Source organism: Nonomuraea sp. NPDC000554, from assembly GCF_040300065.1.
Taxonomy (GTDB): domain Bacteria; phylum Actinomycetota; class Actinomycetes; order Streptosporangiales; family Streptosporangiaceae; genus Nonomuraea.
In genome coordinates, this window is sequence record NZ_JBEPDC010000022.1 from 123,266 (window position 1) to 144,038 (window position 20,773).

General features: G+C 69.1%; 20 protein-coding genes. 7 read left to right on the forward strand and 13 right to left on the reverse strand.

Annotation, left to right across the window (positions count from 1 at the left end):
• Positions 1–70 precede the first annotated feature (70 nt).
• Genes ABT294_RS34825 through ABT294_RS34835 form a run of 3 tightly spaced genes read left to right on the forward strand, consistent with a single transcriptional unit; the run spans position 71 to position 1,688 of the window.
• Positions 71–1,276 (forward strand): cytochrome P450, encoded by a 1,206-nt coding sequence (locus tag ABT294_RS34825; RefSeq protein ID WP_350810573.1) that lies wholly within the window; start codon positions 71–73, stop codon positions 1,274–1,276.
• A gap of 38 nt (positions 1,277–1,314) precedes the next feature.
• Positions 1,315–1,509 carry a ferredoxin gene (locus ABT294_RS34830; RefSeq protein ID WP_350810574.1) on the forward strand — a complete coding sequence of 65 codons (195 nt, stop codon included), beginning with the start codon at positions 1,315–1,317 and terminating at the stop codon, positions 1,507–1,509.
• An 11-nt stretch (positions 1,510–1,520) separates the two neighbouring features.
• Positions 1,521–1,688 (forward strand): hypothetical protein, encoded by a 168-nt coding sequence (locus tag ABT294_RS34835; RefSeq protein ID WP_350810575.1) that lies wholly within the window; start codon positions 1,521–1,523, stop codon positions 1,686–1,688.
• Between the two features lie 59 nt (positions 1,689–1,747).
• On the opposite strand, the gene ABT294_RS34840 is transcribed toward ABT294_RS34835, so the two are convergent.
• Positions 1,748–4,852: a Tn3 family transposase gene (locus ABT294_RS34840; protein ID WP_350810576.1), complete on the reverse strand. Its 3,105-nt coding sequence runs from the start codon at positions 4,850–4,852 to the stop codon at positions 1,748–1,750.
• 595 nt (positions 4,853–5,447) lie between these two features.
• Between ABT294_RS34840 and ABT294_RS34845 the strand changes: the two genes are divergently transcribed.
• On the forward strand, positions 5,448–6,143 hold the full coding sequence (locus tag ABT294_RS34845) for a hypothetical protein (RefSeq protein ID WP_350810577.1): 696 nt from the start codon (positions 5,448–5,450) through the stop codon (positions 6,141–6,143).
• A gap of 293 nt (positions 6,144–6,436) precedes the next feature.
• Here the strand turns inward: ABT294_RS34845 and ABT294_RS34850 are convergent, their stop codons facing one another.
• The 5 genes from ABT294_RS34850 to ABT294_RS34870 all read right to left on the reverse strand — a co-directional run bounded on the left by ABT294_RS34850 (position 6,437) and on the right by ABT294_RS34870 (position 10,319).
• Positions 6,437–6,769, reverse strand: a complete 333-nt coding sequence (locus ABT294_RS34850; RefSeq protein WP_350810578.1) for a helix-turn-helix domain-containing protein — start codon at positions 6,767–6,769, stop codon at positions 6,437–6,439.
• On the reverse strand, positions 6,766–7,890 hold the full coding sequence (locus ABT294_RS34855) for a tyrosine-type recombinase/integrase (protein ID WP_350810579.1): 1,125 nt from the start codon (positions 7,888–7,890) through the stop codon (positions 6,766–6,768). The genes ABT294_RS34850 and ABT294_RS34855 overlap by 4 nt, the downstream gene beginning before the upstream one ends.
• Before the next feature lie 411 nt (positions 7,891–8,301).
• Complete coding sequence (locus ABT294_RS34860; protein ID WP_350810580.1) at positions 8,302–8,805, reverse strand: ATP-binding cassette domain-containing protein; 504 nt, start codon at positions 8,803–8,805, stop codon at positions 8,302–8,304.
• Positions 8,802–9,194, reverse strand: a complete 393-nt coding sequence (locus tag ABT294_RS34865) for a GntR family transcriptional regulator (protein ID WP_350810581.1) — start codon at positions 9,192–9,194, stop codon at positions 8,802–8,804. The genes ABT294_RS34860 and ABT294_RS34865 overlap by 4 nt, the downstream gene beginning before the upstream one ends.
• A gap of 150 nt (positions 9,195–9,344) precedes the next feature.
• Positions 9,345–10,319, reverse strand: coding sequence for a nitroreductase/quinone reductase family protein (locus tag ABT294_RS34870; RefSeq protein ID WP_350810582.1), 975 nt, complete (start codon positions 10,317–10,319; stop codon positions 9,345–9,347).
• A gap of 77 nt (positions 10,320–10,396) precedes the next feature.
• On the opposite strand from ABT294_RS34870, the gene wrbA reads away from it, so the two are divergent.
• On the forward strand, positions 10,397–11,080 hold the full coding sequence (gene wrbA / locus ABT294_RS34875) for an NAD(P)H:quinone oxidoreductase (RefSeq protein WP_350810583.1): 684 nt from the start codon (positions 10,397–10,399) through the stop codon (positions 11,078–11,080).
• A 26-nt stretch (positions 11,081–11,106) separates the two neighbouring features.
• The gene (locus ABT294_RS34880) at positions 11,107–12,531 is read left to right on the forward strand and encodes an MFS transporter (RefSeq protein WP_350810584.1); all 1,425 of its coding nucleotides are present in this window, start codon (positions 11,107–11,109) and stop codon (positions 12,529–12,531) included.
• 86 nt (positions 12,532–12,617) lie between these two features.
• Here the strand turns inward: ABT294_RS34880 and ABT294_RS34885 are convergent, their stop codons facing one another.
• From ABT294_RS34885 to ABT294_RS34910, 6 genes are all read right to left on the reverse strand, one after another.
• Complete coding sequence (locus tag ABT294_RS34885) at positions 12,618–14,030, reverse strand: nitronate monooxygenase (protein ID WP_350810585.1); 1,413 nt, start codon at positions 14,028–14,030, stop codon at positions 12,618–12,620.
• 17 nt (positions 14,031–14,047) lie between these two features.
• A complete protein-coding gene (locus ABT294_RS34890) occupies positions 14,048–15,217 on the reverse strand; it encodes a globin domain-containing protein (RefSeq protein ID WP_350810586.1) in 1,170 nt (389 codons plus the stop codon).
• Positions 15,218–15,447: 230 nt separating this feature from the next.
• Positions 15,448–16,353 carry an LLM class flavin-dependent oxidoreductase gene (locus ABT294_RS34895; RefSeq protein ID WP_350810587.1) on the reverse strand — a complete coding sequence of 302 codons (906 nt, stop codon included), beginning with the start codon at positions 16,351–16,353 and terminating at the stop codon, positions 15,448–15,450.
• 28 nt (positions 16,354–16,381) lie between these two features.
• Entirely contained in the window at positions 16,382–16,627 is a 246-nt protein-coding gene (locus ABT294_RS34900) for an aldo/keto reductase (protein WP_350810588.1), read from the reverse strand.
• A gap of 95 nt (positions 16,628–16,722) precedes the next feature.
• A complete protein-coding gene (locus ABT294_RS34905; RefSeq protein ID WP_350810589.1) occupies positions 16,723–17,826 on the reverse strand; it encodes an NAD(P)/FAD-dependent oxidoreductase in 1,104 nt (367 codons plus the stop codon).
• Between the two features lie 85 nt (positions 17,827–17,911).
• Complete coding sequence (locus ABT294_RS34910) at positions 17,912–18,376, reverse strand: MarR family winged helix-turn-helix transcriptional regulator (protein ID WP_350810590.1); 465 nt, start codon at positions 18,374–18,376, stop codon at positions 17,912–17,914.
• A gap of 874 nt (positions 18,377–19,250) precedes the next feature.
• Here ABT294_RS34910 and ABT294_RS34915 point away from each other — a divergent pair.
• Positions 19,251–20,078: a GNAT family N-acetyltransferase gene (locus ABT294_RS34915; protein ID WP_350810591.1), complete on the forward strand. Its 828-nt coding sequence runs from the start codon at positions 19,251–19,253 to the stop codon at positions 20,076–20,078.
• A 140-nt stretch (positions 20,079–20,218) separates the two neighbouring features.
• Here ABT294_RS34915 and ABT294_RS34920 read toward each other — a convergent pair whose 3' ends face one another.
• Positions 20,219–20,692 carry an SDR family NAD(P)-dependent oxidoreductase gene (locus ABT294_RS34920; protein ID WP_350810626.1) on the reverse strand — a complete coding sequence of 158 codons (474 nt, stop codon included), beginning with the start codon at positions 20,690–20,692 and terminating at the stop codon, positions 20,219–20,221.
• Positions 20,693–20,773 lie beyond the last annotated feature (81 nt).

A 20,773-nucleotide genomic window follows, 5' to 3' on the forward strand; every position in this document is an offset into this window, starting at 1 on the left:
TGCCGTTCACACACGGCTTTTCGCTGTCCAGCCTCTATCGCCTGTCCGTGACATCGTGGAAGGAAAAGTCATGACTACCGCAGAGAAGCACGAGTTCCCCATGGCCCGTACGTGCCCGTTCGCGCCGCCGCCGGCGTACGAAGAGATCCGCGAACAAGAGCCGGTCTCGCGGGTTCGTCTGCCCGACGGCGGGTGGGCCTGGGTGGTCAGCCGCCACGAAGACATGCGAACCGTGTTGAACGACCGGAGGTTCAGCGCCGACCGGCAGCATCCGGACTTCCCAGCGCTGGTCGAGGGCGAGGCGGCGTCCCGGCGGCCGGACGAGGAGCGCTTCCTGATCGCGATGGACCCGCCCGAGCACGGGCCGGCGCGCAAGGCCGTACTCGGCGAGTTCACGGTACGCCGGTTGGAGGCGCTGCGGCCGCGGATCCAGGAGATCGTGGACGGGCGGATCGACGCGCTGCTGGCCGGGCCGCGGCCCGGCGACCTGGTGGCCTCGCTGTCGCTGCCGGTTCCGTCACTGGTGATCTGCGAGATGCTCGGTGTGCCCTACGCCGACCATGAGTTCTTCCAGAAGCACACGGTGGCGGTGATCAAGCAGTCGACGCCGCCCGAGGAGCGGTGGGCGGCCATGAGCGCCATCCAGGGCTACATGGCCGACCTCGTCGCGGAGAAGGAAAAGAACCCACCGGACGACCTGCTCGGGCGCCAGATCGTCAAACTGCGCGCGGACGGCACCTACCGGCGGACGGCACTGGCCAGCATGGGCTTGCTGCTGCTCGTGGCCGGCCACGAGACGACGGCGAACATGATCTCGCTGTCGACCGTGGCGTTCCTGCGCAACCCGGAGCAGCTCGCGATGATCAAGGCCGACCCGGGCAAAACGCTCAACGCGGTCGAGGAGATGCTGCGGTACTTCACGATCATCGACGTGGCGACGGCCCGGCTGTGCGTCGAGGACATCGAGGTCGGCGGGCAGCTGATCCGCGCCGGAGAAGGAGTGCTGGCGCTCGGCCATTCGGCCAACCGGGACCCGCGGGCGTTCGAGAACCCGGACGAGCTCGACATCGAGCGCGGCGCGCGCCACCACGTCGCGTTCGGGTTCGGGCCGCACCAGTGCCTGGGCCAGAACTTGGCCCGGATGGAGCTACAGATCGTGTTCGACACGCTGTTCCGCCGCGTGCCAACGCTGGGGCTGGCGGTGGATGTCGACGAACTGCCGTTCAAGGACGACGCGAACATCTATGGCCTGTACGAGCTCCCGGTGACCTGGTAGCGGACGAACTGCCATCCCCACCTCAGGAGGAGAAGGCCATGAAAATCATCGCGGACACCGGAAGGTGCGTCGGCGCCGGACAGTGCGTGCTCACTGAGCCCACGCTGTTCGACCAGAGCGAGGACGACGCCACAATCATCGTGCTGAACGAGACACCGGACGGCAAACTGGTCGAGAAGGCCCGCGAAGCGGCGCACGTGTGCCCTAGCCAGGCCCTCTCCCTGGAGGAGTGAGTCAATCGTGGATGGCCGACCAGCCTGAAACGATCATGCTGGTCGGTGTGTACGGCCGCCTCTACGTGGACCGCATGCGCCCCAGCATCACACCGATCCCGGTGGCCGAATACCGCGGGACCGGCAGCCCGTGGAACTACAAGGACACCCCCGCCGACTATCTCCCGCCTGGCGAGTGACGAACCGTGTTGACCAGCACGTCATCGCTTAGCGGGAATTCTCACCACTACCAGTCCCTCTACCAGGAGTCGTCCTCATCGAAGTCCTCCTCGTCTTCGTCGCGGGCGTCGGGGTCACGCAGCTGCCGGGTTGCGACGGCGCCTTTGGCGGGGTCGGCGGGATCCACCGCGGTAAAGGAGTATTTCCCGTGGACGTTGATGTGTTTTCGCATGAAAGGGCTGAGGCGCGCGACGTCTTCATCCCGCACGGGATACCCTTGGGCGCGTAGCGTGTTCAACGCGGCATCAATGTAGACCGTATTCCAGAGAACCACGCAATTCAAAACGATACCCAATGCGCCCAGCTGGTCCTCCATGCCTTCCCGGTATCGCTGGAATACCTCGCGGCGGCGGCCGTTAAATATCTTCTCGGCGAGTGCGTGGCGCCCTTCCTGGAGGTTGCGCATTCCTTTGATGCCGCGCCGGTAAGGTTCGCTGTCGATGATCGACAGGATGTGGAGGGTTTTGAAGAGGCGGCCGTAGGTCGCGATCGCCTCACCCAGAGCGGTGGGGTGCCCGTCCCGCTGCAGCGCTCTGACCGCATCCGACGCGCTGACTTTGCTGGTGTAGATCGTGGCGATCAACCGGAGGATCTCTCCCCAGTGCCGCCGCACCTTGCCCAGTTCCAGCTTCCCCCTGGCGAAGGTGTTCAATGGGCCGTAGTCGGCCCCGTTATCGGCACGCCACCCTTTCTGGTCGGGCAGGTCGGCCAGCGCCGGACGATAGTCCACACCCAGCAGGTGCGCGATTCCAAATACCAGATCCGAATAGGATCCGGTATCGGTGACGAGGACTTCCGGCAGCTTGGCCGCGCCGAAGCCGAAGAACAGGTCGATGGCGTGCAGGCAGTCTCGGTCGGTTCCCGCGACGATTTTATGCGCGATGCCGAACGCCTGATCGTTGATCATGTTCAGGAACGTCATGCCGCGTTTCGGGCCAAAGAATTTGCGGTTGGGTTTGGCCATCAGGGAGGGGACGGGCACGACGAAGCGCATGCCGTCGATCGCGGCGACCATCCCGCCGCCGAGCGCCTGGGCGAAGCCGATGGCGGTTTGGGCCTCGATCAGGTGCGGGTTGACCGCGGTGTAGCCGGCGGCGCGCAGGTAGGTGCGGCCGGCGTGCCCGATCCGGCGCCGGTCCAGCGCGGGGAGGCCAGGGCTGGAGACCGGCCCGTATCCGATGTTGAGGGCTTGGCTGGTCAGGCAGGCCGCCACGGTGACGTTCAGGTCCGCCATCCGGCTCGTCCCGCCGGACAGGGCGGTCAGCGAGGGTAGGAACTGCGGCACCCAGCCCATCACCTCCAGGACCTGGTCCCCGATGTCGATGCGGGGCAGCATGGCCGCTACCCGCTTGCGCAGATCGATCAGCGATGGCGGCTCCTTGATTGCCTTGTCGCTCGTGAGGTGGATCTTCCCCTGCCCGTCCACCCGCACGTCGGTGTTGGCCACCAGGCGTCCGCCGACGTAGCGCAAGGCTCCATCCAGGGCGGTGACGTGGGCGGCCAGCAGCGCGTCGGGATCCTCGGGCAGGTCCAGGGTGGTCAGCACGTCGACCTTGACCGCCTCCCACACCGCTGCGTCCAGCAGCCGGGCCTGCGGGTCGCGGTAGCGGGTGGAGGCTTCGGCGTAGATGTCGCGGTGTTTCAGATGACGGCAGAACAGCTCCAGCAGGCAGAAAATGTAGGCGCCCCGCTCCACCGACCCGTCGGTGCGGGCCGGATGGCCGAACACCAGGTGCTTCCACGGGCCGGTCACCACCTGCGGGTGGATGCGCGGGTTCTTGACGCTCCAGCGCGCCTCGGTGCCCAGTTGCTCGCCCAGCGCGATCATCGCCGCCAGCACCGGGGCACCCCGGGCGTTCGCGCCGAAGGTGATCGTGGCCGTGAGCATCCGGCACAGCCCCACCACGGTGGAGGCCCTCTTGGCCAGTTCGCCCCGCCAGTCGCCCTCAGGTACCGCCTCGGGCGGCGGCAGCATCCCGGTCACGGTGGCCACCGCGGCCCGTACCTGCTCGCGGGCGATCCGCGCCTCGATCGCCTCCCACACCTCCGCGACCCGGACCTGGTCCTCTTCGCCCCACGTCCGGGCCTCCAGCAGCACCTGGGCCACCACCGCCAGCACCGCCGAGGCCTTGGCCAGCCGCGGGTGTTTCTTGATGACCCCCTTGTCGGCCTCGGTCCGGGCCTTGCCTGCCAGTTCGGTCGCCCACAACAACTCCAGCAGCTCCAGGGTGTCGTCGGTGGCGGTGGCCTCCAACTGCGTCACCGTCGCCACCAGCGTGGCCAGCCGCCGGCTGTCGCGGTGCCGCTTGAGCTGGGCCACATCGGCGCCCATCCCGTACCGGGCCAGCTCGGCCAGCCGCCGCGGCGTCACCGTGACATCCAGCTCCACGCGTGACAGGCCCGAGGAGATGATCTCAGCGACCCGGCTGAGCGCCTTGACCATCTGCGGGCCCGAGGCCCGCGCCGGACCGGTCCGCCATTCCTCCAGCTGGGAGATCCGCTTCCCGGCCGGCACCACCAGCAGCGCGTCCAGCTCGCGGCGCTGCTGCTCGCTCAGCGCCGCACACAGCGCCTCCCACAGTCGCCGGGTCGCCGCCTCCCGCTCCCGCGCCACCAGCCGGGTCAGCCGCGAGATTCCCGGCAGCAGCACCTGCTGCTCGCGCAGCCACCGCAGCGCGTCGAAGAAGATCGCTTTGGGCCCGTCCCCAGTGATCCACGCCCGCCGGGCCACGTACGCTGCCAGGTCGGCCTCCACCTCGGTGAAGTCCCTCAGACCCAGCGCCTTTTGGATCGTCCCGGCATGCTCACGATGGGTGGGCTCGCGCCGGGCATACCGCTTGACGCACGAAGGGTCGGCCACCCCGAGCTGCCCGGCCAGGAAGTCGATGACCTCGGTCGGCACCCCCTCCAGCGGATCGCTTAGGAACCGGCCGAGATGCCGCACGGTGGCGAGTTGGACGCTGAACCCGAGGCGATTGTGATCACCCCTCAGCTTCGCCTTCGCCAACAGCCGGCGGTCGGCGTCGTCGAGGTAGAAGAACGACTCAAGATCTGCCTGCGACACCGAGGCGCCGTAGCTGCCATAAGCAGCCGCTTCCTGATCACTGAGGAACTCGACCGGCATGACCCGCACCATAGAACCCAAGCACCACGATCCGAACGGTAAGCGACCATACCGTTACGTAGGGTTCATGTACTCGTTTTATGACTCCAAGGTTGATCTTGTCCGTTACTGAGGACTTCCGGACACGAAGATCACCGTCACCAGGTGTCACCCCACCAGGCGATCCACCCCGAAACCATGATCACAGGCGAGCTGCGCCGGAACGGGAACGTACGCTAACGACCCCGCGTGAGCCCTGTCCGGACCCCACCCTGGCCTGCGGGAAGGCGCTTACCGTACGAAACGGTTCCACTGCAGGTCCACCCCCGCAGCGTAGCGGTTGTAGGTGATTCCGGTCTCGGTGGCGAGTTTGGCCGTGGTGACGGGATGGAAGCCGAGGGCGTCGGCGATGATCGGGGCGGGGCTGTCCTGGACGTGCTGGCGGATGGCGGCTCCGCGGGCGGGGAGGGTTGGGATGCCGAGTTGGCGGATCTGTTCGGCGAGCCACTCGGGCCGTAACGGCTGTCCGGCCCGTCGGCCGGGGAAGAGCCACGTCGAGGCGGGGTTGGTGGCGGTGCGCGTGTTTGGCCGGTTGGCGAGGTAGTCGAGCAGGACGGTGGCGAACGGGCTGGGAACGGGCGAGGACCTCGCCGAGGAGGGCGAGTCGCTGCTGGGAGGTGAGCGGGGCGGCGCGGCGAGCGGTGTGGGGCATGAGCTTCAGGGGTCGCGCCAGCTCGTTGCGCTGAGACCATTGGAGGAAGGCGCGCAAGCTGTTTCGTTCGTGGGCGGGGTGCTCGGTGACCCATGTGTCGAGATGCGCCTGACGGCAGCCGGCCAGGTTGAGGTCCCGGTCGGCGAGCCAGGTCAGGAAGCGGGTGGCGTGGATGATCTGTTGGCCGGCGTGGCTCCGGTTGGAGGGCGTGACGAGCTTGGTCTCGGCGATGCGGCGCAGGCGGGGCAGGATCTCCCAGGTGGCGAACCGGCGGATGATCTGGACGTTGTCGGGATTGGTGATGTCGTCGAGGTGGTGGACGAGCCAGCGCTCCAGCAGGCAGATTTGCTTGTCGATCTTGGGGAGCAGTCCGCATGCCATCAGGAGCTCGCGCAGGTGGGAGGCGGCCTGCCCGTGAGGCAGTTGGTGAAAGGCTTCGTGGGTGAGCTCGATGCTGCCATCTGCCAGGTCGCGGAGCATGTCAGGGCTGTACTTCTCGTAGAGCCAGGTCAGCCCGGTGAGCGGGTTCTTCATGCTGACCAGGGAGTGGAACAACGGCAACAGGGTGGGACGGATCTGGCCGGTGCCGTCGTCGAGTAGCTCGGTCAGCCGATCGGTGAGAGTGCAGCCAGTGCAGAGGCGTCGAGCGTGGAGCTTGCCCTCTTCACCGCAGCGTGAACAGCAGTAGCACGGCTTGAACCCGGCGCAGGTGCTGCAGATCGGCTCACCGTCCTCGGGCCGCAGGCCGGGCAGGAGACGGGGCTGACCGCAGGCCGGGCAGGTGCCGCGCAGCCGCAGCCCCCGGTCGACGCAGGTCCGGCAGACAGGCCCATCGGGCCACCACCCGGCGGGGTAGGACAACCGCTGGCACCGGGTGCAGGTCCGTTTCACGCTCATCCTTCGGGGGCGATCCGGGCTCGTCGGGGCCGCAGATGGGTGGGGGGTGGCGGGGTGGGGACGTCGCCGTCGGCGGTTTTGCGGACTCCGGCGTTTTGTGCCTCGACCGGAACGAGGTCCGTGGGAGTGGTCTGGAAGATGTCACAGAGTGCGGCCAGCAGCTGCAGGGACAGCCGTTCGGGGGTTCCGGTGACGAGCCGGTGGACCTGGGAGGCCGACAGCTTGATTCCGCGTTCGGTGAGCAGCGGGACCAGTTCGGTCGTGGCGAACATGCCGTGGGCGGCCATGATCTCCCGCAGCCGCCAGGAGTAGGTGACCTTGCGCTTCATGACGGGCCGCCCTTCGCGGCGGCGGTGGCCAGCGCCTGCGCCACCGTGGCGTCCAGGGCTCGTCTCAGGGTGCGGGTCCGGAAGTCGGAGGACACGCAGGTGTAGATCGCCGTCGTCGAGGCGTGCTCGTGGCCGACCTGCTCCTGGACGAAGCGGGGATCCCAGCCGTCCTCGATCAGGTGCGTGACGTACGACCTTCGCAGGCTATGGAAGTCTAAGGCGGGATCCAGATCGAGCGCGTCCCGGTAGGCGACGAACCGGGAGTTGAGGCGCTGGCAGCCGACGCGCAGGCCGCGCTCGGACGGCCAGGCCGCCGGATTGCCCTCGATGCCGAAGTGCGGGCGGATCTCGGTGATCCATTCCTCCAGGACCTCGGCCGCCCAGGGCCAGACCGTGAGCACGCTGCGGCGTTTGGGCGGCGAGCCCTTCTTGGCCTTGCCGAAGCGCACCAGGCAGACGCCGTGCTCGCCGAACTCGGGGCCGTGCGGGTTGCGGCTGAAGTCGGCGACGTCGAGCATCCGGGTCTCATTGCGGCGCAGCCCGTAGGCGTAGGCGGTCTTGAACAGGACCGCGTCCCGGAACGCCGGCAGCCAGCCCTTGCGGCCGAACGCGCGGATCCGGGCGACCTGCTCATCGGCGTGATCGAAGAACGCTTCCAGCTCGGGCCGGGTGAACGCCCGTTTGCCCGGGTCGCTCTCGTTGTCATGGACGTGGACGGCGGTGTTCCATTCGTGCACGACCTGGATCGGGTGGCTGGCGAACCTGGCCTCGCACTGCTGAGCCCACTCGTATGCCGGGTCGGTGGCATAGGCGCAGAACGTGCTGATGGCCTGGGAGTAGCCGCGGATCGTCGAGCGCTTCAGATCCCGCAGCGACCGCAGATCACCCAGCCATTCGTCCACCATCGCGGCGGTCCACTGCCAGGGGAAGGCGTTGACGTAGGACGCGAACGCCTTCACCGTGTTCTCCCGGCCCTCCACGGTCGTGCGGGCGAGATTGCGTGCCAGCTGCTGGTTGGCGAACCCTTCCAGCATCGCGGTGAACACCTGCTCCTCGGGCCGCAGCAGCGACACCCCGGACACCAGCGCCAGCCGAGCCGCCCCCGGCACCTGCCCGCTCACCGTGACGCCTCATCGCGCGCCGAGTCGGCGGCAGCACGACAGGATCGCAATTCCGAATCGTCCCGGTCTTTCACGCCCACCAGCTCACTCTCCGTTGATTGCACCTGATGCGAGATATCCGCATCGTCTGCGACCGGGCCGCGAGCGTGCAGGTCAAAGACGCGATCGGCATATCGGCGCCCATCGGCACCCCTGGTCCCGCTACTCTAAGCAATTCACTGGAGCCCCCTGAATGCCCAGCTCGGGCTCCAGGTGGGAGAGCGTCCCACAGTAGAACTGCTAACTGTCGCCAAATCGCATCCAATGCAATAGGCGGCAGTTGTAGCAATGACGCTGGATCCAACGGATACGCCTCTGACCTGCGCTTATGCAGAGGTCTCGGCCTGGTGGGCCAGACCTGAGCCCTGCCTATCAATGCAGGCCAGAGGCATATCTGCTGGATTCTCGGCCGCAGCTACGGGGACCCCATGGGGGGTCGGAACCGACTTGGGCGGTAGCGCAGAGGCCCGCACCGATCAGCCCTCGGCCCGTCGCCGCCACCTGCGCCTGCTGCCCGCCCGACAGCCCACTCACCTTCCGCTCCAGCGGGATGCCCAGCCCGGCGAGCCGGTCGGCAGCGGCGTCGTCCCAGCGGGTGTTCATGCGGCGGCCGAAGGTGAGCATCTCGGCGACGGTGAAGCCGTCGTACAGCGGCTTGTCCTGCGCCACGAACGCCGCCTCGCCGGCCACGCGGACGCTTCCCAGCGCGGGCCGCAGCAGGCCGACGGCAGCGTGCATGAGCGTGGTCTTGCCCGCGCCGTTGGGCCCGACGAGCGCCGCCACGCGTCCCGCGGGGACGGACAGCGAGCAGTCGCGCAACACCCACGTACGGCGATAGCGGACCCCCAGCCCGGTCGCCTCCAGCGCGGGACTCATGCCACGCCTTCCTTCGCGGCGTCAGCCAGGACGACGGTGAACAGCGTCCGCAGGTCCTCCTGATCAAGCCCGGCCGCGAGGGCGTCCCGCACCCACGCCTCCAGACCGCGCCGCAGCCGCGTGTGCTCGGCGAGCGTCGCACCCGCGATGCCCTGCCGGACGAACGTCCCCATCCCCGGCCGCCCCTCGACCAGCCCTTCGCGCTCCAGCTCCCGGTACGCCTTGAGCACGGTGTTGGGGTTGATGGCCAGGCTCTCGACCACCTCGCGGGCGGTCGGCAACTGGTCGCCGGGCCGCAGCGTACCGAGCCGGAGCGCCTGTTTGACCTGGTGAACGAGTTGCAGGTACGTCGAAACCCCCGAGCCGCGGTCCAGGTTGAACTCGATCAACCGAAAACACCCTTTCACTATTTAAGTAGTGAAAGGGTGTTGGATCCGGCCGCTCGTTGTCAACCCGTGGCCGTCAGGCGACGCCATGTTCGGCAGGGCGACGGGTGTGGAGACTGCCGAGCCGACCGGCGCGCGGGTGACACCGAGCAACTAGCCTTCGGTGCCGTCACCGGCCGGCGTGCCGCCGCCGACCGGTTCGAGCACGAAGACCGGGATCTGGCGGTCGGTCTTGCGCTGGTAGTCGGCATAGTCCGGGTATGCGTCCACCGCCCGGCGCCACCAGAGGGCCTTCTCGTCCCCGAACACCTCGCGCGCCCGGTACCCCCGGCTCACCGCGCCGTCCTGAAGCTCGACGACCGGCTCGGCGAGCAGGCTGGCGTACCACTGCGGGTTGGTCGGCGCGCCCCCCTTGGACGCGACAGCCGCGTAGCGCCCCTCGTGCTCGACACGCATCAACGGCGTCTTGCGAACCTTGCCGGTCCTGGCGCCCCGGTAGGTCATCAGCACGGTGGGCAGGCCACTGATCGTGACGCCGTCGGTCGTGCCGGTGCGCACGATCTGCTCGACGTGCTCGCGGACCCACCCCGACGCGCTCGGTTCGTAGTCACCGGTCAACGCCATGCCCTGATCAACGTGCCCGGCCCGTGGCGATTCGGCGACTGGACCAGGCTGGCGGCCGTGTGGATGGCGGGGGCGCCTGGTATCCACGTTGCCGGTCAAGGTGTTGAGGATGCCGGGTAGTTCCGCCACCGTTTCGGCGGGCAGGCCGATCACGGTCTCCTCCGCCAGAGCGCACCACAGCTGCTTGACCTGGTCGGTCAGAGCTTTGCCGCTGTCGGTGAGTTCGACGATGCTGGCGCGCTTGTCGGAGGGGGCGGGTTTGCGGCGGATGTGGCCGGTGGCTTCGAGCTTGCGGGTCATGAGCGTGACGCTGGGCGGCTCGCAGCCGAGCGCCTCGCTGAGCTGGGCCTGGATTCGCGGGCCGGTCCGGGCGAGTTCGAGCAGGAGCGCCTCCTGCCCGGGGTGCAGGCCGAGCGGGGCCAGCAGCGCCGCGGCCCTGGCCCGGTGGCGCAGGCTCAGGAGACGGATGGCCTGGTTGAGGGCGTCAGCTTGCTCGAAGTCCACTGGCTCTCCTTGACAGATTAGTTATGCGCATAACATTATGCGCATAACTAATCTTACATGACATCGAGGGAGCCGACATGACCGCGAAGGTCGCTGTCATCTACTACAGCGCGACAGGCACCGTGCACGCGCTCGCGCAGGCCGTCGCCGAGGGCGCCGCCTCGGCCGGGGCCGGGGTGCGGCTGCGGCGGGTCGCCGAGTTGGCACCCGACAGCGCGATTGACCAGAACCCGCTGTGGCGACAGCACGCCGACGCCGCCTCGTCGATCGCCCAGGCCTCGGTTGAGGACCTGGCGTGGGCCGATGCGTTCGCGTTCGGGACGCCGACCCGGTTCGGCACGCCGGCCGCGCAGCTCAAGCAGTTCATCGACCAGGCCGGCGGGCTGTGGCGGGAAGGGAGACTGGCCGACAAACCGGTGACGGCATTCACCTCGGCGTTCAACCGGCACGGCGGCAGCGAGGCCACGATCTTGTCGCTGGGCAACGTCTTCTACCACTGGGGGGCGCTGATCGTCCCGCCGGGATACACCGATCCGGTCGTGTACGCCGCCGGCGGCAACCCCTACGGCACGTCGCTGGTGACCGGCGCGCAGACCGGAGACGCCCCTGACGCCGCAGCGCTGGAAGCGGCCAGGTACCAGGGACGGCGGCTGGCCCAGATCACGATCCGGCTGCTGGAGGGCGGCCGCGTCACCGATGCCGCTGCGGGTGACGGGAACGCCCGCGGAACCAGGGCCGGAACCACCTCCTCGACCGCCTGAGCAGCGGGTTGGCAAGGAAAGAAGTCATGACAATCACCAGCAACGCAACTCAGCGGGCCAGGCCGCACGCCGGACCCGCCTGGATAGTCCTTTCGCTGGCGTGTGCCTGCCAGTTCATGGTGATCCTGGACGCGTCCATCGTCAACGTCGCCCTGCCCTCGATCCGCCAGGACCTCGGCTTCCCGCCCACCGGCCTGGCCTGGGTGGTGAACGGCTACCTGCTCACCTTCGCCGGCTTCATGCTGCTGGGTGGCCGCGCCGCCGACCTGTTCGGCCAACGCCGGATGCTGGCCGCCGGGCTGTTCTTGTTCTCCGCCTCGAGTCTGCTCGGCGGCCTGGCAACCGCTCCGGAGATCCTGGTGACGGCCCGGGTCGTGCAGGGCGTGGGAGCCGCCATGCTGGCCCCGGCGACGCTGGCCGTGATCAACACCAGCTTCACCGAGAAGCGCGCGCGTGCCCGGGCGTTCGGCGCATGGTCCGCCTCGGGCGGTGTGGGCGGGATGGCCGGCGCGGTCGCGGGCGGTGCCATCACCACCGGCCTGTCGTGGCGATGGGTCTTCCTCATCAACGTGCCGATCGGCGTGGTGCTGATCGTGGTGGCCATGATGTCGCTGGCAGGCACGCGAACCGGCCGGCGGGAATCGCTCGACCTCATGGGCGCGGTCACGGGGACGGCGGGGCTGGCCGCGCTGATCTACGGGGTCATGCAGAGCGCCGATCACGGCTGGACGTCCGTGCCGGTCGTCGGGCCGGCCGTGGCGGGCCTGCTCCTGCTCGTCGTCTTCACCGTGGTGGAGGCGCGTTTCGCCACTCAGCCGATGATGCCCCTGCGGCTGTTCAGGGTCCGGCGGATCGCCGTCGGCAACGTCATGCTGCTGCTGTTCGGAGGGATCGGCAGCGCGATGTGGTATTTCACGTCGCTCTTCCTGCAGAACGTACTCGGCTACAGTGCGCTTCGAGCCGGGCTCGGGCAGACACCCGCGGCGGTGACGTTCGTGGTGATCGCCCGATTGGCCGCCGCCCTGCTGCCACGAACCGGGGTGCGCCCGCTGGTGCTGGCCGGCTGCGGCTGCTTCCTGGCTGGGTTCGGCTGGCTCGCCCAGGCTCACGCCGACAGCGGCTACCTCACCAGTGTGCTCGGGCCTACGCTGCTCATCGCGGTCGGCATCGGGCTGACCTTCCCCACCCTCATGGCCGCGGCGACCGCCGACGTTCCCGAGGGCGACGCGGGGATCATCGGCGGTCTGGCCAACACCGCCAGCCAGGTAGGCGGGTCGCTAGGCCTGGCGGTGCTCGCGACGGCCGCCAGCGCCAGAGCCGCGATGGAGGCCGGCGGGAGTCCCCCAGCCGCCCTCGCCGCCGGCTACGACCTGGTCTTCCTCCTGGCGGCCGGGCTCGGCCTGGCCATCGCGGCGGTCAGCGTGCTGCTGCCGCGGCACCGGCGCGGCTGACCGCCGGCGACGCCGCGCGCTCACCCGCCGCAACGGCGGCCTACCGGGCGCCCGGTCACCGGAGCGCTCGGTCGGCGGTTGCCCGGTCATACGCGGGCCCCCAGCAGGATGTGTGCCACGACGTCGGCGGCCGAGTAGTCGTCGGGCAGACCGTCCAGGAAGGCGGCGTCCTGGCCGAGCGTGAGCAGCGACGGCTCGTCGTAGCGGTCGGTGCGGTGCTGGCCGAGGCCGATGGCGGCCAGCAGCCCATTGCACAGGCACCGCCGCCCTTCCGCCTCCTCGGCCGGCCCGCCCTTGCGGACGTAGAGGTCCACCGGCTCGGCCGGGCAGCGATAACCGATCGCCCCGTCTGGCTTCTCGTACGGCGTGCGCAGGTAGCCCAGGTCGCACAGCCGCGGACGCGCCTGGTACACCTCCTGCTCCGACAACGTCCCGGCCACGTCGGCGACCTTGAACGGGAACCCGGTCGGTGAGGCCCGCAGGTCGTTGCGTACCCGAAGGGAGCCATTCGCGGCCTGCGCGCGCAGGCGCCTGCGCAGGCCGGGGTCGAGCCCGGACTCCCGGCACAGCGCGAACGCCGACCCCACCTGGATCCCCTCCGCGCCCGCCGCCCACGCCCGTTCCAGCCCTCCGGGCGTGCCGTACCCGCCCGCCAGCCAGAATGGCAGCCCAAGAGCGGCGACCTTGGCCGTGTCGACCTCATCGCGGGGGCCGTACACCGGCTCCCCCGCGACATCGAGCACCATCCGCCCCCGAGGTGGCGCGCTGTGCCCGCCCGCCACCGGCGACTCGATCACGAACCCGTCCGGCCTGGTCCGCGGTGAGCGGGCCAGGTACGCGGCCAGCACGTGCGACGACACGATCGCCAGCAGCTTGGGCCGGGCCGGCGGTGTCAGGTCGCGGCCTAGCAGTCCCACCGGATCGATCCCGATGGTGTGCCCATCGCCGCCCGCCACGGTGACCGAGACCTGGGCGTGGCGGTGCTCGGCCAGGTCGTCGAGCAGGCGCGGGAGCTCCGCGGGGATACCGGCGCCCATCAGCACGTAGTCGGCCCCGGCAAGCACCGCGCCGTAGACGGCGGCCGGCGTGGCGAGCTGGATCTTCTCCAGGTAGTTGACCCCGACGGGACCGTTGTGGTCCTCCTTGGCGAGGAAGACCTCGGCGAAGTTGGCGACCACGGCCAGCTCGTCGCGGGCCCGGTTGGGACGCAGCCCCAGCCGGGGCACCGGCCGGTACGGTACTTCCCGGCCGGTCCCGCCGGGCACGAAGTAGCGGCCGAGCACCCGCTCGGCGACCGCGGGCACGGGGAAGCGGGCCAGCGCGCGGCGCAGGTGGCCGCCGGGGTCGCCGCGCTGCAGCCGCCTGGCCAGGGTGGCGTCCAGCGCCGTGCCGGACACCACGCCCAGCTGCCCGGTCTCCGCGACGGCCCTGGCCAACTGCCAGCCCGACACGCCCACTCCCATCCCGCCCTGGATGAGCACGGGTCGTACTCGCTCCACTGCTCCGGGCCAGACCATCAGTTGGCGCCCAGCCACAGGTCAGGGCCGAAGACCTCATAGTGGATGTCGCGGGCCGCCACCCCGGACGTCAGTAGCCGGGCACGTACGTCACGCATGAACGGCACCGGTCCGCACAGATAGGCCACCGCGCCGTCCGGGATGTCGACGCCGTCCAGGTCCATCCGGCCGCCGCGGTCGGGGGCGGCGGCACCGCTCTCGTACCAGAAGACTCGCTCACTGGCGAGCCGCAGCATGTCCTCACGCAGCGCGTGCTCGCCGGGGGAACGGTCGGCGTGCAGCAGCAGGATCCGGCGGCGCGAGCCGGTGGCGGCCAGATGTTCAAGCATCGCCACGATGGGCGTGCAGCCGATGCCCGCGGAGACGAGCACGAGCGGCGTGTCCCCTTCGTCCAGCGTCACGTCGCCGAACGGCGCCGACAGGGTGAGCTCGTCGCCCGGCCTCGCGGTCGCGTGCAGCAGCGTGGAGACCTCCCCGGCGGGATCGCCGTCGACGCGCTTGACCGTGATCCTGCGCAGCATCTCCTCGCCGGCGTTCGACAGCGTGTACTGCCGCAGTTGGTGCACGCCGTCGGGCATCCGGACGCGGACGCTGACGTACTGGCCGGGACGCGCGGGCGGGACCGGCGCGTCGTCGGCCGGTCGGAGCAGGAGGGAGACGACTTCTGGCGTCTCGTCCCGGCGGGCGACGACACGCCACTGCCGCCAGGTGACGCCGTTACGCACGCCGGCCTGGGCGTAGATGCCGGCCTCCATGGCGATCAGCGCGCCGGCCATCAGCCAGTAGACCTCGTCCCAAGCGGCGGCCACTTCAGGGGTGACGGCCTCGCCCAGCACCTCGGCGATCGCGCCGAACAGGTACTTGTGCACGATCACGTACTGGTCGTCGGTGACGCCGACCGCGGTGTGCTTGTGCGCGATTCGTGCCAGCAACTGATCGGGCCGCTCGTCGGGATGGTCGACCAGGAATCCGGCGAACGCGGCGATCGACCCGGCCAGGGCCTGGCGCTGCTCGCCATTGGCCTGGTTGCCGCGGTTGAACAGGCCGTCGAGCAGCTCCGGCCGCTCGCTGAACATCGTCTCGTAGAAGCGCGCGGTGATGGCGTCGAGCGATGCGCCGACGACCGGCAACGTGGCACGGACGATCGTGGCTGACTCCGCGGACAACATGAATCCTCCCGAACAGGGGTGAACCGTGGACCGCGACTGCGGGCCGCGAACCAGGCTACGGACCCGATCAGGCCGTTCATCCGGGCAAATGTCAGGACTTTTAGGGCCGAAAGTCCCGAACAGGACGCAAGATCATTTCTCTTGACTGCGTCGGTAACGTAGGGCGAGCGGAGCGGCTGGGAGCCGCGGAGAACAGCGAGCTTCGGGGAGCAGCCTGCGCCCGTGTCGCCCTACTTCGCGATCGCCTCGCGGACGGACGGGACGATCTCCTGGGCCCAGCGGGCCAGGAAGGTGAGGTCCGGGGCGTCGTGGCCGGCGGAGAAGAGCGTGAAGCCTGACGCGCCGTGCTCCAGCACGGCTCCGGTGAGTTCCTCGACCCACTGGCTGACGGAGCCGCCGAGCCAGCGGCCGTCGCGGTCGCGGGTCGCGGGCAGCGGCCGGTCGGTGATGCGTCCGGGGAAGTTGAAGACCGTGCGGATCTCGCTCGGATCGCGGCCGACGGACGCCGCCGCCTCGTCGATGATCGGCCGGGAGGCCCGGTAGCGTTCGCTGAGCCAGTCGGCCGCGTGGCCGGGGATCCAGCCGTCGGCCACCCGGCCGGTGGCGGCCAGGGATTTCGGGCCGACCGATCCGGTCCACACGGGCGGCGCGGCGACGGGAGCGGGCTCGATCTGGTGGACCTGGTAGTGGTTGCCCTGGTAGGTGACCGGAGGGCCACCGCCCGACAGCAGCTTGACCAGGACGATCGCCTCCTCGAAGGCGTCCACGGCATCGCCGGGCGTCAGCCGCGGCACTCCCATGTCGGTGATGCGATCCCACAGCCCGCCCGCGCCCATGCCGAGCACGATCCGGCCGCCCGACAGCGCCGACAGCGACGTCACTGTCCTGGCGAGCATGGGAGCGGGCCGGGTCGGCAGGTTGGTGACGTTGGCGAAGCCGGCGATGTGCTGCGTACGTCCGAGGATGAAGCCGAGCGCGGCGTAGGCGTCCAGGCGCCCGCCGATGTAGGGATGGTCTGACAAGGTGAAGATGTCAAGCCCGTCCCGGTCGGCCTGCTGGGCCATGCGCAAAAGCTCGGGTATGTCGTCAATGCCGGAATGCGCGCCAAAACCGAAGACGACGTTATGTGCGGACAATGTTCTGCCTTTCCGTAAATGGGGAAAATCACCAGGCGTACGCTTCCAGCGCGGGCTTGGCGCCGTTCGGGCCGGGGAACAGCTCGTCCAGCCTGGCCAGCGTGTCCTCGTCCAGAATGATCGCCGGCGCGCGGAGCGAGCCGTCGAGCTGCTCGACCGTACGTTGCCCGATGATCGGCCCGGTCACACCGTCCTGCGCGAACAACCAGGCCGGCCCGACATCAGCGGGGTCCTCGCCGATGCCGGCGCACATCTTCTCGTACGCCTCGACCATGAGGTGATGCCGCGCTCGCGCGGCTGTCCATCATCGCGCCCAGGACGAGCCGGGACACCGAGAGGCCGCTGCGGCCCAGCCGGATGTAGTCCATGTCAGGCGGCGCCGAACTGCTCGGTGAAGCGGCCGGTGAAGAGGTCGGCCCCCTTGTAGGCCGAGACAGTCTCGGCCGGGACGACGACCGGTCCGTCGGGGGTGGGCAACTGGCCGACACCGCCACGCGGGCCGAGCGGGAGCAGGATCATGGGGTGAGGCAACGGCTGGTAGGTGGTCTCCGGCTGCTCGCCGCGCAGTTGGGCGAGGATGTTCTGGGCCACCACCTCGGCGTGCTGCATCGCGTACCCGGCCATCTTGGCCTCGGCGACGTCGGTGATGTCGCCGATGGCGTAGACGCGCTCATGAACGGCGTCGCGCCCGTGGACGTTGAGGGTTTCGGTGACGGGGACGTGTCCCTGTGGCGTACGAGTCGTCAGCCGGCCGTCGGCGAGGTAGTCGCTGTTGACGCGCACGCCGTGGGCGCGGAACCAGATGTCGGCGGTGATCTCCTGCCCGTCGGTGGTGGTGACGGTGAAGGTCGCCGCCTGGCCGGGATCGGTCGCCGGAGGTGCGGTCAGACCGGCGCCCAGCCGCAGGTGGATGTCCAGGTCATCGAGCTGGCGGTGCAGCTCCTGGCGCATCGCCTGGGGGAAGGCGGCCAGCAGTTGCTCGGCGGGGTCGACGATGGTCACGTCCTTGTGCGGCCAGACTTCCTTGATCTCGCCGGCCAGTTCCAGGCCGACCGGCCCGGCGCCGAGGATCAGCACCCGCTCGGCGCCGGCCAGTTCCTTGTGGGTCCGGCGCAGGTCGTCCAGGACGTCGTCGGTGGAGTCGGCGGCGGGCTTGGCGGGGTAGGCGTAGCTGGAGCCGGTGGCCAGGACCACGTAGCCGGCCTCGACGCGCCGGCCTGAGGCCAGGGTGACGCCGCCGGGGTCCACCGAGACCGCGCGGTCGCGCACCACCGTGCCGCGCCTGAGCCACTGGTCGTAGGGGAAGAACATGTTGCCCGCCCAGTCGGGCTGGGTCAGCGCCCGCAACGAGCCGGCCGAGTTGATGAACGCGTCCCGGGGGTCGATGAGGACGACGTCGGCCTCGGCGTCCAGCGCCTTGGCTACCGCAGAACCACCGTAACCTCCGCCGATGACCACGACTGTACGACTCATGATTCACGCTCCAACACAAAAAGGGCTTGAGTTCGCTTCACGAACCATATTAGTTCGTATAGCGAACTGCAAGTCCTTCTCGAGGTCAGCGCAGGTGATCCGGTTCCATGAAGACGGTGGGAACCTTGTTGTCCGCCACGACGCGGCCGAGCAAGGCGGCGAGCGTGTCGCGCTCCGCTGGGTCGAACCCCGAGGTCAGCTCCTCGACACGGCGACAGGTCTCGGCGTAGAAGTCATCGGCCAGCTTGGCGCCCCGCCTGGTGAGCGCCACCCTCACCGCACGGGAGTCTTGCGGGTCGGGATTGCGTTGGACCAGGCCGTTGCGCTCGCTGCGGTCCACCAGGCCGGTCAGGCTCGACTTGGCCAGGCCGAGCACCGCGCCCAGCTCGCTCATGCCGTACGACTGCGCCATCAAGACGCACAACAACTGGCCCTGCTGCTGGGTGAGGCCGTACTCGCGGGCGGAATCTGCGTACACGGCATTCACCAGGAACGTGGACCGCACCAGTGCGGCCACCGCCCCGATCTGGCCGTCAATATGCTTGCTCACTGGCCCAGCCTAACAAATTCGTGGGACGAACTACCGCTTCCGGGCACGGCCTGATGAGAATCCGCCCGGACAGCAGCGAATCCCTCCCTTGCGTCTGCGCTGCTGGCCGGCGGATTCCGGCATATCCGGCGAGCGCGGCCGGAACCGGAAGGTCAGGCAACTCGCACGCCGCCACGCTGCGGATCGGTCAGGCCGGTGCCGCACTCGAACTCCACACCCTGGCGAACTCGGGAGCGGGCGGATCGGGGTGAGAGCCGGGCGCACCCGTTTCCTTGAGCTGGGACCTACGCCTTGCCGCCGACGACGAACCCGTGCTCGTAGCGGAAGGGCGAAGTAAGAGCGGTGGCGGAGCAGCGCGAAGCCGGCTCGGCCGCGCATCTGGCGCATGATGCGTTCGCGGCGGAAACGAGCCCCGGCTGTCGCAACCGGCGTCGGCGTTGGACTGTCGCTGTTGGGCTGGGACGTCGGGATGACATGGCCTCACTTGCTGACCTGGGGCCTGCAGTTGACTCCCGAGAAAATCTAGGACCTCGCTGGTCCCTCGGTCACTACCAGCCAACTCACCGCGAACCGCATTCGGGGTCAGCCACAGTGGGAGTGATCGTCAACGTCGTATGATTCTCCGAGACGGCAGCCATCGCCGGAGCACAGAGCACCGCCATTCGGGCTCTTCACCATCGTGCCCGTGATCGCAGTCTTCACAGCGCGGCACGCTCGCCGCTGGACCACGATTCCGATCCCGCCGCCTGGCGGCGCTCGTCGCAGTCCTCAACGAGCGGCTGTGGCAGCTGCTCCGGTGTGGTGCGGCACCGCCGACCGAAGAACCCCAAAGCCGTTAGTCGCCCTCCGCATAGACACGATTGGATCAACCATCATGAAGCGCATAACGCAACCCATCTCTGATGAAAGCGATCTGCTGGCCAGGATGGAGCAGAACCTTGCCGAACATGCCTGCCATCTGCACCGGCGCATGACGGGCGCGACCGTTGTGGAGGCCAGCGACCTCCTGGTCGCCGACAGCGGCCTCGACGACGACACCTTCAATATTGTCGCCATGGCCCGCTTCACCCACGACAGCGCCCTGGCACGGATCACCGAGACCATCCGGACCCTGGCCGCTACCGGTCGTGCCTTCTCCTGGTGGGTGGGCCCCGCCTCCACACCGGCAGACCTCAGCGCCCGCCTGTCGACAGGCGGGCTACCCGCCGCCGAACACGAGACGGCCATGTGGGCCGAGCTGACCGACACCCTGCCGCAGCCGCATGCTCCAGGGCTGGACATTCGTCCCGTGTCCACGCCTGAGCAGCTCGCCGACTACGCCCTGGTCCTTGCTGCCAACTGGGACCCGCCTGCCGACACCGTCCGTCGCTTCTTCGCCCAGGCCGCTACGCAGGCGCTGGCTGCCGACTGTCCCGCGCAGTATCTGGTCGGCTACGTGGATGGCCGTCCGGTCTGCTCGGCTGAGGTCTTTCACCACGCGGGAGTCGCCGGGATCTACAACATCAGCACCTTGGCCACGCACCGCCGGCGCGGCTATGGCGGCGCCATCACTCTCGCTGCGCTTCACACGGCCCGAAGCCGTAACCACCGCATCGCCGTCCTGCAGGCATCCGCGGACGGCGAACCTGTCTATCATCGTCTGGGTTTCCGTGCCTGCGGCCAGTTCACCGAGCACGCCATCCCTGGGGGTCTGTCCAGATAACCGCTCTGTCGCAGATTCGAACAGTTGGCGGACGATGTTGGCGCCGACGTTTCCCGGTGCCACCGGTTACCAGAATCACGGTAAGGATCTCCTACCTTTCTTAAGAGGGGGTTCCGCTTTCTTGCAGGCCGGTTGCCGGGTCAGGCCGCCGGGGCTGCGGGGGTGTGTCCGTGCGCCTCCACCGAAAGGTCCTGCCAGTCGGCCCAGGTCGTGAGCCGGTCGGCGTAGACCTGCTGGAGGATCGGGTTGCCCTGGGTACCGAAGAAGATCCGCAGGGGCGGGTTGCCGGAGTCGACGATCTTGAGGAGTGCCCGGCCCGCGGCGGCCGGGTCGCCGACGTCGAGCGTCCTGGAGAACGCGGCGAAGCTCTCGCGCAGACCGTCGTAGAGCGGGTCGGCCTCGGCCTGGACGGCGCCGGCGCTCGCGTCGGTGGCGTAGGAGCCGGGCTCGATCAGGGTCACCCTGATGCCGAAGCCGGCGACCTCTTGGGCGAGGGATTCGCTCAGGCCTTCGAGGGCCCACTTGGAGGCGTGGTATCCGCCGCCGAGCGGCATCGCGGTGAGGCCGCCGACCGAGGAGATCTGGATGATGTGCCCTGCGCCCTGCTCGCGCAGGCGGCGACCAGCTCGTCAAGGCTTGCGGTGTTCCGGGCGGTCGCGGCCACCTTGTCGCCGCGGGACAGGGCGGCTTCGACG